The following is a 12,265-nucleotide window of genomic DNA, read 5'->3' as shown; positions in this document are numbered from 1 at the left end:
GCCCGCTCACCCCCCGGCGGGGAAGCGGTCCGGCGCGAGCGTGGCGAGGAGGGAGTCCAGGGCGAGTTCCGTCGACACGGCCATGTCGACCGCGTCGGGCGCGAGGAGCCACTGGACCTGGAGGCCGTCCATGACGGCGATGATCGCGCTCGCGGCCGGCTCGACGCGGGCGTCGTCGTCGGCGAGGCCGCCCGCCTCGCGCAGCGCGTCGGCCACGAAGGCGCGCAGCCCGGTGTAGCGGTCGCGGAAGTAGGTCTGCGCGGGGTGGTCGTCGGTGACGGACTCGGCCGAGAGCACCGCGTACAGGCGCACGATGCCCTCGCGCTCGGCGTTGCGGCGGGCGGTGTCGACGAGGTGGCGCAGGAACTCCGTCCCGCGCGGCCGCTCGGGCCCGAGCTGCTCGATGTCGGACTGGTCGCGGAGCTCCAGGACGCTGGTGAGCAGCTGGGCCTTGGTCCGGAAGTAGTGCAGGACCCCGGCCTGGGTGAGTCCGGCGCGGTCGGCGATCTCCTGGATCGGCGCGTTGTGGTAGCCGCGGGCGGCGAAGGTGTCCATGGCGATGTGCAGGATGTCCTGCCGCCGCTGCTTGGCCTCCGCGCTGCGGGGCGTACGGGGCGGGCGCTTCGTCTTACCTACCGGGTTGTCGCTCACGCGCGCCAGCATAGGTGCCCCCGGAAGCCGGGAGACCGGCTCGGGAGGCGCTTCGGAGGAGTGTGAGGCAGACCACTTACTAAGTACTTAGCGGGTGTGCTTTCATGTGGCCGTCACCATGACGGCACGCCGTCACCATGACGGCACGCCGTCACCACGACGGCACACTGTCGTCACGGCTGGAGGGGATCCCCATGTCTGCCCTGTCGCCCGCGCTTTCCGCCCCGCCGGCCCGGCCGGAGGCGGCGGACGAGAGCCGCCGGGCCGCGCTGGTCGAGGCCCTGGACCTGACGAGCAAGGTGCGGCTGCTGACCGGGGCGACCCTGTGGGCGCTGCACGGGGAACCGAGGCTCGGACTCCACCCCGTGGTCACCTCCGACGGCCCGCAGGGCGTGCGGGGGACCGGTGAGGTGCCCGGCGAGACGGGCCTCCTCGCCCCGGCCCCGAGCGCCACCGGCGCCACCTGGGACACGGAGCTCGCCGAGCGCCTCGGACGCGTCTTCGCCGCCGAGGCCCGCCGGAAGAAGGTGGACGTCGTCCTGGCCCCGCTGGTCAACCTCCAGCGCACCCCGGTCGCCGGCCGCCACTTCGAGTGCCTCTCGGAGGACCCCCTCCTCTCCGGCGCGCTCGGCGCGGCGATCGTGCGGGGACTCCAGGGCGAGGGCGTCGCCGCCTGCCTGAAGCACTTCGTCGCGAACGACTCCGAGACGGACCGGACCAGGTACCGCGCCAGGATCGACCCCCGTACCCTCCGCGAGGTCTACCTCGCCCCGTTCGAGCGCATCCTCGCCGAGACCGGGCCGTGGAGCGTGATGGGCGCGTACTCGGGACTCGACGACGGCACCGAGTCGGCCCCGCTCCTCGAACACCGGCGGATCCTGCGGGGCGTCCTGAAGGACGAGTGGGGCTACGACGGGGCGGTGATCAGCGACTGGGCAGCCGCCCGCACGACCGCGGCCACCGCCCTCGCCGGCCTCGACCTGGTGATGCCCGGTCCCGAAGGACCGTGGGGAGACGCCCTCGTCGAGGCGGTCCGCCGCGGCGAGGTGGACGAGGCGGTCGTCGACGACAAGGTCCTGCGGCTCATGCGGCTCGCCGCCCGGGTCGGCAAGCTCACCGAGCCCTGGACGCCCGGCGAGCAGCCCCCGCCCCTGCCGCCCGCGCCCGCGCCCGCACCGGTCGGCGAGGCGGACTTCGCCGCGCTGCGCGAGGTCCTCACCCGGGGCACCGTCCTGTTGCGCAATGAAGGGGCCCTTCTCCCCCTGGACCCGGGCCGGCTGGGCAGCGTGGCGCTGATCGGGCCGAACGCCGTCGAGCCGTACCTCCAGGGCGGCGGCAGCGCCCACGTCCCCGCCGTCCGCACGGTGGGGTACGCCGAGGGGCTGCGGGCCGCCCTGCCGGACGGGGTCGGACTGACCGTGCACCGGGGCGGTTCGTCCCGGCGGCACGCCCCCTTCGCCGACCCCGCGCTCCTCACCGGGATGCGCGCCGCGTACCTGTCCGAGGACGGCACGCCGCTGGGCGAGGAGGTCCGCCGCACCGGCGACTGGGGGGTCTTCGGCGTGCCGGACGGCGTCACCGACGTGGTCCTGACCGGCCGGATCACCCTCGCCGAACCGGGCGAGCACCTCCTGGAGTTCGGCTGCGCCGGACGCTTCACGGTCACCCTCGACGGCACACCGGTCCACACCGGCGAGGACGACCGGGGCGTCGAACTGATCCTGGAGTCCCGCCACAGCCACCCCGGGACCCACCGCCGCACCGTGCGGGTGGACGCCGAACCGGTGCGCCTGGACCTGAGGATCGACCTCCGGGTCGTCGACGCCGACGCCTACGGCCGCTTCGTCACCGCCCACGTGCGCCACCTGCCGCCCGGTCCCGGCGTCGAGGACGAGATCGCCGAGGCCGTCGCAGCGGCCCGCGCGGCCGACGTCGCCGTGGTGGTCGTCGGGACGAACGAGGAGGTCGAGTCCGAGGGCTGGGACCGCCCCGACCTGGAACTGACCCCGCAGCAGCACCGCCTCGTGCGCGCGGTGGCCGCGGCCAACCCCCGTACCGTGGTGGTGGTCAACGCCGGCGCCCCGGTCCTGCTGCCCTGGGCCGACGAGGTCCCCGCCCTGCTCTGGGCGTGGCTGCCCGGCCAGGAGGCCGGACACGCCCTCGCCGACGTCCTGTTCGGCCGCGCCGAACCCTCCGGCCGCCTGCCCTGGACCCTGCCCGCTCGCGCCGAGGACGTCCCGGTCCCCGACGCCGTCCCCGCCGACGGCGTCCTCGACTACCACGAGGGCCTCCACATCGGCCACCGCGGCTACGACCGCGCCGGCACCGAACCCGCCTTCCCCTTCGGCCACGGACTCGGTTGGACCACCTGGTCCTACGACCATGCCGAGGCCCTCGCACCGTCCGCGCCCGCCACCGGCCCGGCCGACGGGCCCCGGATCGCGGTGACCCTCACCAACACCGGCCTCCGGACCGGACGGGAGGTCGTCCAGGCGTACCTGGAGGCCCCCGACGACGCCCCCGGCGAACCCGTCCGCGTCCTGGCCGGGTTCGCCGTCGCCGAGGTCCCCGCGGGCGGCACCGCGACGGTCACCCTGACCCTGCCCCTGCGGGTCTTCCAGACCTGGGACGAGGAGCACCGGACCTGGCGCACGGCCGCCGGACGCCGCCGCCTGCGCGTCGGCCGCTCCAGCCGCGACCCGCGCCTGACGCTCGACCTCGACCTCGACCTCGACCTCGGCTGACGCCCGTACCCCACACGCCACGTTCCGCACGGACGCACCACCCCCTCGTGTCAGGTCCCCCCACCGAAGGAGAGCCGCACCGTGTCCCACCGAACGACCGCACGGACCCGCGCCGCGGGCGCCGCACTCGTCCTCGCCGTCGCGTGTCTCGGCGCCACCGGCGCCGGCACCGCCCGGGCCGCCGACCCCACCGCCCAGGTCTGGGTCACCACCCCGGACGGAACCCGGAAGCTCGCCGCCGAGACCGTCCCCTTCACCGGTACGGTCCAGCCCGTCGACATCCGCGTCGATCCCGGCAGCAGGGGACAGAGGTTCACCGGCGCCGGTGCCTCGGTCACCGAGGCGTCCGCCCACCTCGTCCAGAGCCTGCCCGCCGACAAGCGGGCCGACCTGATGAAGTCGCTCTTCTCCCCGAGCGAGGGCATCGGACTGAACTACCTGCGTCAGCCGCTGGGCAGCACCGACTTCAACTCCGGCGGCTTCTACACGTACGAGGACACCAAGGGCTCGTTCTCCCTCGCCCGCGACCAGCGGGAGATCATCCCGGTCGTCAAGCAGGCGACCGCCCTCAACCCCTCGATCCGCTTCATGGGTTCGCCCTGGTCGCCGCCCGCCTGGATGAAGACCGGCAACTCGCTCAACGGCGGCGGCCTGAGGACCGACCACCACCAGGCGTACGCCGACTACCTGGTCAAGGCGATCAAGGCGTACGGGCAGCAGGGCATCACCCTCACCGACCTCACGGTCCAGAACGAGCCCGAGTTCGCCACCAGTTACCCGTCGATGTCGATGACCCCGGCCGAACAGGCCGCGTTCCTCAAGGTCCTCGACCGGACCCTCACCGCCGCCGGACTGCCCACCAGCGTCCTCGCCTACGACCACAACTGGGACCACCCGAACTACCCGCTGGAGGTCTTCGCCGCCACGCAGGGGATCCAGCGCGTCATCGGGGCGGCCTTCCACTGCTACGGCGGGCAGCCCTCCGCCCAGCAGCAGGTTGTCAATGCCGGGAAGCGCGTCTTCTTCACCGAGTGCTCCGGCACCGACAGCGCGAACACGGCCACCACCTTCGCCGACACCCTCCGGTGGCACGCGGAGAACCTCGTCGTGCAGAACATGCGCAACGGCGGCGAGACCGTCGTCAACTGGAACCTCGCCCTCGACCGGAACGGCGGTCCCCACCAGGGCCACTGCACCAACCGCTGCAACGGCGTCGTCGAGATCGAGAACGGCGACGTCACCCGCAACGCCGAGTACTACGTCCTCGGCCACGTCAGCAAGTTCGTCAGGCCCGGCGCCACGCGGATCGGCTCCACCAGCCAGGGTGCCGGAGGCGTGCAGAACGTCGTCTTCCAGAACCCGGACGGCTCCTTCGCCGCCTACGTCGTCAACACCGCGAGCAGCGACCGGCGCTTCTCCCTGACCGAGGGCGGAAGGTCCCTCGTCCACACCCTCCCGGCCGGCGCCGTGGCGACCGTCGTCTGGACCGGCGGCGGCACCCCCGGAGGTCCGGTCGACCCGGCCGCCTGGTACCGCGTCGCCAACGCAGGCAGCGGCGCCTGCCTGGACGCCGCCGACTGGGGTACGGCGGACGGAACCGCGCTCCAGCAGTGGGGCTGCACCACCGGCACCAACCAGAAGTGGCAGTTCCGCCCCACGGGCGACGGCTACCACCAGGTCGTCAACCAGTTCAACTCCCGCGTCTGGGACGTCGACGGCGGCCCCGGCGCCACCGCCGCCGGCGTCAGGGTCCACCTCTGGAGCTACGTGGGCGGCACCAACCAGCAGTGGCGGCCCGAGGCCGTCGGCACCGGCGGCCGGTACCGCTTCGTCGCCCGCCACAGCGCCAAGTGCCTCGCCGTCGACAACGCCTCGACCGCCCACGGGGCCCGGCTCTCCCAGCAGCCCTGCGACGGTTCGGCCGCCCAGACGTTCACCCTGACGGGCTGACCCCGGCACCGCCGCCTCCTTCCCGTCGTCTCCCCGCCCCTTCCCCGGAACCGGCCGTGGCGAGAATCTGTCCCTGGGGAAAGGGGCCGTCACGGCGCCGGGGAGGGGGCGGGGATGAACGCGTGGGTGGTCCCGGGGTACACGGAGACCCGGGAGCTGGGGGCGGGCGCCGGCGGGCGCGTGGTGCTCGCCGTGCACGACGCGACCGGCACGCCGGTGGCCGTGAAGCACCTGGGGAAGCGGCTCCGCTCGGACGAGTCGTTCGTGCGCGCCTTCCGGTCCGAGGCCCGGCTGCTCGGCGCGCTGGACACCCCGTACGTCGTGGGGTTCTACGAGTACGTCGAGGCGCCGCACGGCGCGGCCATCGTGATGGAGCTGGTGGACGGCGTCGCGCTGAGCGCCCTCCTCGCCCGGGAGGGCGCGACCGGCCCCGAGGCCGCGCTCGTGGTGCTCAAGGGCTCGCTCCTGGGCCTCGCCGCCGCCCACCGGGCGGGCGTCGTGCACCGCGACTACAAGCCCGGGAACGTCCTGGTCGCCGCCGACGGCTCGTCCAAGCTGGTCGACTTCGGGATCGCGACCGGACACGACAGCAGCCCCGGCGTCGCCGGGACGCCCGCCTACATGGCGCCCGAGCAGTGGAACGGCGCCCCCGCCTCCCCGGCGGCCGACGTCTACGCGGCGACCGCGACCTTCTTCGAGTGCCTGACCGGACGCAAGCCCTTCGCGGGCGACAACTTCGCCGAACTCGCCCTCCAGCACCTGGAGGCACCCGTCCCCGACGGAGAGGCGCCGGAGCCGCTGCGCCCGCTCATCCGGCGGGGACTGGCCAAGGCGCCGCACGAACGGCCGGAGAACGCCGCCGCGTTCGTCGGCGAACTGGAGTCGGTCGCCACCGCCGCGTACGGCCCGGACTGGGAGGAGCGGGGCCGCGGCCGCCTGGCGGCCCTCGCCGCGCTCCTGCCGCTGCTCTTCCCCTCCTCCGGCGGTACGGTCCGGGGCGCGACCGCGTTCGCCACGACCACGCTCGTCCGGCCGAGGGCGCCGCGCCTCCGGCGCCGCCTTCCCCGCGGCCTGCCCGCCGGGGCGGCCGCGCTCGTCCTGGCACTGCTGCTCGCCCTCGCCGCGCGGGCCGGGGGAGGGGAGCCGGACGGGGACCGGGCCGCGCAGGCCTTCGCGACGACGTACACCGCACTGAGCACGCTCCCGCCGGACCCGGGCGCGCCGCCCTCTCCCTCCTCGGCCCCCACGCCCACACCGACACCGACACCGACCGCTACTTCGACGGATCCGGAGCCCTCCGCCCCGCCGGACGCCCCCTCACCGACGGACGGCACGCCGACCGCGACGCCCACCCCGGCCGCTCCGGCCACGGAGCCGACGTCGACCCCGCCGACCTCGCCGGCCGCACCCACCGGCTCCCCTCCGACCACCCCGCCCACCGCACCACCCACCACCCCGCCGACCACGCCCCCGACGACGCCGCCCGCCTCCGTGACGGCCGTCTCCGTCACCGGCCTGCGGCAGACCGGGTCCACCACCGCCGAGGCCACCGTCGAGATCACGACCGACGGCACGGGGCCGGTGACGCTCCTCGTCGAGTGGTCCACCGGCGACGAGAAGGGGTCGCCGGGCGCGCCGGACGGCTCCGAGACCTTCCGGCGCGAGGGGGACACCCGGTACACCCTGACGCTCCCGCACGCCTTCCGGGGCTCCGGCTGCTACTGGGGAGCGCGCGCGACCACCGATCCGGCCGCCGCGAACGGCGGTTCCCTCCAGCAGGTCTTCGTCCGGCGGTGCGTGATCTCGTGAACGACGACGACTACAGCGCCACCGAACTCGGCAGCCACTGGTTCGAGGGGCCGGTGCCCGGCCCGGAGCCCGACCGGCGGGAGGGCGAGGTCCTGCGCTTCGGCCCCGGGGTGACCGCGGCCGCCGTCCACCGCGCCGGGAACACCCCCACCGCGGTCCAGATCTGGCACGGCACCCTGCCCGGCACCCCGCCGCCGCGTCCGGCCCGCCCCCGGCGGCTCCGCCGCTACGCGCCCGCCGCGCTGGTCCTGGCCGCCGTCCTGCTCCTCCTCGCCTGGCGCGCGTACGGCCCCCGGGCGGCGGTGCGGGACGTCGCGGTCACCGTCCCCGGGCGCCCGCTCGGCTGCGACGGCACGGCGGACGTCGTGGGCGTCGTGCGCACCGACGGCCGGCCCGGCACCCTGACGTACCACTGGGAACGCAGCGACGGGACCCGGTCCGCGCCCCTGCGCGAGACCCTGGCCCCGGGGCAGGAGGAGGCCCGGCTCCACCTCCTGTGGACCTTCCACGGACCCGGCACCCACCGGGCCGCGGCGCGCCTGGTGATCACGTCGCCCGCCGCCCGCACGGCCGAGGGGACCCTCACGTACCGCTGCGGGTAGCGAACCCGGCGACGCGGTCGGAGCCGGCCCGCCTCCGGTTCGGCACGGCGACCGCCGAGGCGCCGTCACGGCCGCGTGGATATCGTCGGACCCGTGCGGCGCGGGCGACCGGGCCCGGCCGCCCCCCGCCCTCCCGCGTCACCCGAAAGGCACCCCCGTGACCCAGCAGGCCCCCGCCCCCGACGCCCCCGAAGTGCGCCGCGTGGACGCCCGGCACCGCTACGAGATCCTCGTCGACGGCGAGCGCGCCGGCCTGACGGCCTACCGCGACCGCGACGACCGGCGGGTCTTCTTCCACACCGAGGTCGACGACGCCTACGCGGGCCGGGGCCTGGCCGGGATCCTCGTCGAGCGGGCCCTCACCGACGTGCGGGCCTCCGGCATGCGCGTCGTCCCCGTCTGCCCGTACGTGGCGAAGTTCCTGAAGAAGCACGAGGAGTTCGCCGACATCACCGACCCGGTGACCCCCGAGGTCCTCCAGTGGCTGGACGCCCGCTTGGGGCGCTGACCCCGGCCATTGGCCGACACGCGAGCGGATGGCTCGAAAACCTATGTTCGGGCAGGTAAACCCTGTTCGGATCAAGATCACTGCATGGAGGTAAAGGCACCGTTCTCATGAGGTGGACCGGGTGCGCCGGCCGTTACTGTTCCCCGGGATCAGGGCGAACCGCCGGATCTCCGCACCCCGTTTCTCCTTGCGGCGGTGTGACGCGCCCGGGCGCCGATCACCGCCTTCGTGGAAGAGAGCCCGTCCGATGACCGTTGACGACCGCCCGGACGTGCGGCTGGAGCCGCCCCGCCAGTCCAGTCTGAGCACCGCGGCCGCCCGCAGGCTCGCCCACACGGCCAAGTCCGCCCCGCAGACGCAGGAGATCACCTCCCGCTGGCTGCTCCGGATGCTCCCCTGGGTGGAGACCAGGGGCGGCGCCTACCGGGTGAACCGCCGGCTCAGTCACACCGTCGGGGACGGACGCGTCGAGTTCGTCCAGGACGGCACCCGGGTCCGGGTCATCCCGCGCGAACTCGGCGAACTGGCCCTCCTCCGCGGCTTCGACGACGAACAGGTGCTGACCGCCCTCGCCGCCCGGTGCGTCCAGCGCGACTTCCGCGCCGGCGAGGTGCTGGCCCGGCACGGCGACCCCGCCGAGGGCGTCCACCTGATCGCCCACGGCCGGATCGGCCAGACCTCCCCCGGCAAGTACGGCGGCGAGGACACCGTCGCCATCCTCGCCGACGGCGACCACTTCGGGGAGAACGCCCTCCTCGGCGTCGGTGCCGCCTGGGACCGCACCGCCACCGCCGAGACCGCCGGCACCCTGCTCACCCTCTCCCGCGCCGACTTCGCCGCCGTCCTGGCCTCGGCGCCCGGTCTCCATGCCCATGTACGGGAGTTCGGCTCCCGGGCGGACCGGCCGCGGAACAAGTACGGCGAGGCCGCGATCCCGATGTCGTCCGGCCACACCGGCGAGGTCGCGCTGCCGGGCGCCTTCGTCGACTACGAGCTCGCGCCGCGCGAGTACGAACTCTCCGTCGCCCAGACCGTCCTCAAGGTCCACTCCCGCGTCGCCGACCTCTACAACGGCCCGATGAACCAGACCGAGGAGCAGCTCAGGCTCACCGTCGAGGCGCTGCGCGAGCGCCAGGAGCACGAGCTGGTCAACAACCGGGAGTTCGGCCTCCTGCACAACGCCGACTTCAAGCAGCGGATCCAGCCGCACTCCGGCCCGCCCACCCCGGACGACCTCGACGAGCTGCTCACCCGCCGCCGGGGCACCAGGTTCTTCCTCGCCCACCCCCGGACGATCGCGGCGATCGGGCGCGAGCTCAACGCCCGCGGGATCTACCCCGAGCAGGTCGACCTCGACGGCCGGCGCGTCCGGTCCTGGCGCGGGGTCCCGATCCTGCCCTGCGACAAGATCCCCATCAGCGCGGAGAACACCAGCTCGATCCTGGCCCTGCGCACCGGCGAGGACGACCAGGGCGTCATCGGCCTGCGGCAGACCGGCCTGGCGGAGGAGTACGAACCGGGCCTCTCGGTCCGCTTCATGGGCATCGACGAGCAGTCGATCATCTCCTACCTGGTCACCACCTACTACTCCGCCGCCGTCCTGGTGCCCAACGCGCTCGGCGTCCTGGAGAACGTGGAGATCGCCCGCAGGCGCTGAGGCCCCGGCGCCCCGCGCGCACCCGCCCGTCCAGCACGGCCCGGAGCCCCCGGGCCGGGCGAGCACGCCCGGAACCGGGCGGCCCGCCCATCCCTCCAAGGAGTCACGGATGCCCGAGCCCGGGTCCTCCCCCCTGCGGCCGAGCCTGCCCACGGCCGCGTCCCACGCACTCACCCTGCCCACCGTCCCCGCCCCCGGGGGCATCCCGGCCGCCCCGCCACCCCTGCACGAAGACATCCCCGAAGCGCCGCCCCGGCCCGCCCTCGAACGGATCCTGCGCGGCCCCAGCGGCCTGGGCACGGCGGGCCTCTCCCTCGTCCCGCGCACGGAGCCCCCCGCACCGCGAAAACCGGCGGACCCGGCGGAGGGGCGTCCGATCCCCGGCCTCTACTTCCACCCGGTGCCGGAGCCCGACTCCGCCCGCGTGGCGGAGGTCAGCCGCCGCATCAAGGAGTGGGCGGTGGACGAGGTCGACCTGTTCCCCGACGACTGGGAAGGGGAGTTCGACGGCTTCCTGGTCGGCCGCTACATGGTCGCCTGCCACCCCGACGCCCCGACCGTCGACCACCTGATGGTCGCCACCCGTCTGATGGTCGCCGAGAACGCGGTCGACGACTGCTACTGCGAGGACCACGGAGGTTCCCCCGTCGGCCTCGGCGGCCGTCTCCTCCTCGCCCACACCGCCCTCGACCCGCTGCACACGACATCGGCCTACCAGCCGCAGTGGGCGGAGTCGCTCCACTCGGACGCCCCCCGGCGCGCGTACCGCTCCGCCATGGAGTACTTCGTCCGGCAGGCCACCCCCTCCCAGGCCGACCGGTACCGGCACGACATGGCCCGGCTGCACCTGGGCTACCTCGCCGAGGCCGCCTGGGCCGAGACCGACCACCTGCCGGAGGTGTGGGAGTACCTCGCGATGCGGCAGTTCAACAACTTCCGCCCCTGTCCCACCATCACCGACACCATCGGCGGTTACGAACTCCCCGCCGACCTGCACGCCCAGCCGGCCATGCAGCGGGTCCTCGCCCTCGCCGGCAACGCCAGCACCATCGTCAACGACCTGTACTCGTACACCAAGGAACTCGACAGTCCAGGCCGCCACCTGAACCTGCCCGTGGTGCTCGCCGAGCGCGAGTCGCTCTCCGAGAAGGACGCCTACCTGAAGGCGATCGAGGTCCACAACGACCTCATGCGCGACTTCGAGACCGAGGCCGCCGCCCTGGCCGCCGCCTGCCCCGCCCCGAGCGTGCTGCGCTTCCTGCGCGGCGTGGCCGTGTGGGTCGACGGCAACCACCACTGGCACCGGACCAACACCTACCGCTACAGCCTGCCCGACTTCTGGTAAGAAACGGAAACCTCAGTGACCAGCACCGACACGACCACCGCCGCCGCGTTCGTCCCCGGCCCCGCGACCCCCTACCAGGGCGACATCGCGCGCTACTGGAACGCCGAGGCCCGGCCCGTGAACCTGCGCCTCGGCGACGTCGACGGGCTCTACCACCACCACTACGGCATCGGCGACGTCGACCACGCCGCCCTCGGGGACCCGCAGGACAGCGCGTACGAGAAGAAGCTCGTCGCCGAGCTGCACCGCCTGGAGTCGGCGCAGACCGAGGTCCTCCTGGACCACCTCGGGGACATCGGGCGCGAGGACGTCCTCGTCGACGCCGGCTGCGGCCGGGGCGGTTCGAGCGTCATGGCCCACCAGCGCTTCGGCTGCAAGGTCGAGGGCGTCACCCTCTCCTCCACGCAGGCCGAGTTCGGCAACCGGCGCGCGAAGGAGCTGGGCATCGACGACCACGTCCGCGCCCGCGTCTGCAACATGCTCGACACCCCCTTCGAGAAGGGCAGCGTCGCCGCCTCGTGGAACAACGAGTCGAGCATGTACGTCGACCTGGACGACCTCTTCGCCGAGCACTCCCGGTTCCTGAAGGTCGGCGGCCGGTACGTCACCATCACCGGCTGCTGGAACCCGAAGTACGGCCAGCCGTCGAAGTGGGTCTCGCAGATCAACGCGCACTTCGAGTGCAACATCCACTCGCGCCGTGAGTACCTGCGGGCGATGGCCGACAACCGGCTCGTCCCGCAGGCCGTCGTCGACCTGACCCCGGCGACCCTGCCCTACTGGGAGCTGCGGGCCACGTCGTCCCTGGTCACCGGCATCGAGGAGGCGTTCATCGAGTCGTACAAGGACGGCTCCTTCCAGTACGTCCTGATCGCGGCCGACCGGGTCTGACCGGGGTCGCGCCACAAGAACGCGCCGGGGGCGACGGGACCGACCTCCTACGGTCCCGTCGCCCCCGGCGTCCGTCGTTCCCGCCGCTGGGGCCTGTCCGGTGGAACA

9 protein-coding genes are annotated in these 12,265 nt (G+C 74.0%); 8 read left to right on the top strand and 1 reads right to left on the bottom strand.

Translation table 11 applies throughout. The annotated features are described in order from the left end of the window. Positions 1 to 6: 6 nt before the first annotated feature. Positions 7 to 570, bottom strand: coding sequence for a TetR/AcrR family transcriptional regulator (locus ACFY7E_RS27310; RefSeq protein ID WP_389489487.1), 564 nt, complete (start codon positions 568 to 570; stop codon positions 7 to 9). A gap of 275 nt (positions 571 to 845) precedes the next feature. Here ACFY7E_RS27310 and ACFY7E_RS27305 point away from each other — a divergent pair, with 275 nt between their 5' ends. The 8 genes from ACFY7E_RS27305 (at position 846) to ACFY7E_RS27270 (ending at position 12,157) form a co-directional block, all read left to right on the top strand. Then, positions 846 to 3,395, top strand: a complete 2,550-nt coding sequence (locus tag ACFY7E_RS27305) for a beta-glucosidase (RefSeq protein WP_389489305.1) — start codon at positions 846 to 848, stop codon at positions 3,393 to 3,395. A gap of 81 nt (positions 3,396 to 3,476) precedes the next feature. Next, complete coding sequence (locus ACFY7E_RS27300; RefSeq protein WP_389489303.1) at positions 3,477 to 5,345, top strand: RICIN domain-containing protein; 1,869 nt, start codon at positions 3,477 to 3,479, stop codon at positions 5,343 to 5,345. A 114-nt stretch (positions 5,346 to 5,459) separates the two neighbouring features. Then, positions 5,460 to 7,154, top strand: coding sequence for a serine/threonine-protein kinase (locus ACFY7E_RS27295; protein ID WP_389489300.1), 1,695 nt, complete (start codon positions 5,460 to 5,462; stop codon positions 7,152 to 7,154). Further along, on the top strand, positions 7,139 to 7,756 hold the full coding sequence (locus ACFY7E_RS27290; RefSeq protein WP_389489298.1) for a hypothetical protein: 618 nt from the start codon (positions 7,139 to 7,141) through the stop codon (positions 7,754 to 7,756). Before ACFY7E_RS27295 ends, ACFY7E_RS27290 begins: the two co-directional genes overlap by 16 nt. Positions 7,757 to 7,913: 157 nt before the next feature. Then, positions 7,914 to 8,264, top strand: a complete 351-nt coding sequence (locus ACFY7E_RS27285) for a GNAT family N-acetyltransferase (RefSeq protein ID WP_389489296.1) — start codon at positions 7,914 to 7,916, stop codon at positions 8,262 to 8,264. Between the two features lie 247 nt (positions 8,265 to 8,511). Beyond that, a complete protein-coding gene (locus ACFY7E_RS27280; RefSeq protein WP_389489294.1) occupies positions 8,512 to 9,921 on the top strand; it encodes a family 2B encapsulin nanocompartment shell protein in 1,410 nt (469 codons plus the stop codon). 109 nt (positions 9,922 to 10,030) lie between these two features. Continuing rightward, a complete protein-coding gene (locus tag ACFY7E_RS27275; protein WP_389489292.1) occupies positions 10,031 to 11,266 on the top strand; it encodes a family 2 encapsulin nanocompartment cargo protein terpene cyclase in 1,236 nt (411 codons plus the stop codon). A gap of 15 nt (positions 11,267 to 11,281) precedes the next feature. Beyond that, positions 11,282 to 12,157, top strand: coding sequence for a geranyl diphosphate 2-C-methyltransferase (locus ACFY7E_RS27270; RefSeq protein ID WP_389489290.1), 876 nt, complete (start codon positions 11,282 to 11,284; stop codon positions 12,155 to 12,157). The last annotated feature ends 108 nt before the right edge of the window (positions 12,158 to 12,265 follow it).

The sequence above is a fragment of the Streptomyces sp. NPDC012825 genome, assembly GCF_042900925.1.
Taxonomy (GTDB): Bacteria; Actinomycetota; Actinomycetes; order Streptomycetales; family Streptomycetaceae; genus Streptomyces.
The sequence above is the reverse complement of the archived record's forward strand: the minus strand, read 5'-3'. Positions and strand labels throughout refer to the sequence as shown.

Coding starts and splice junctions, on each gene's coding strand:
- ACFY7E_RS27305 (WP_389489305.1), top strand. CDS start 846: ATGTCTGCCCTGTCGCCCGCGCTTTCCGCCCCGCCGGCCCGGCCGGAG.
- ACFY7E_RS27275 (WP_389489292.1), top strand. CDS start 10,031: ATGCCCGAGCCCGGGTCCTCCCCCCTGCGGCCGAGCCTGCCCACGGCC.
- ACFY7E_RS27280 (WP_389489294.1), top strand. CDS start 8,512: ATGACCGTTGACGACCGCCCGGACGTGCGGCTGGAGCCGCCCCGCCAG.
- ACFY7E_RS27295 (WP_389489300.1), top strand. CDS start 5,460: ATGAACGCGTGGGTGGTCCCGGGGTACACGGAGACCCGGGAGCTGGGG.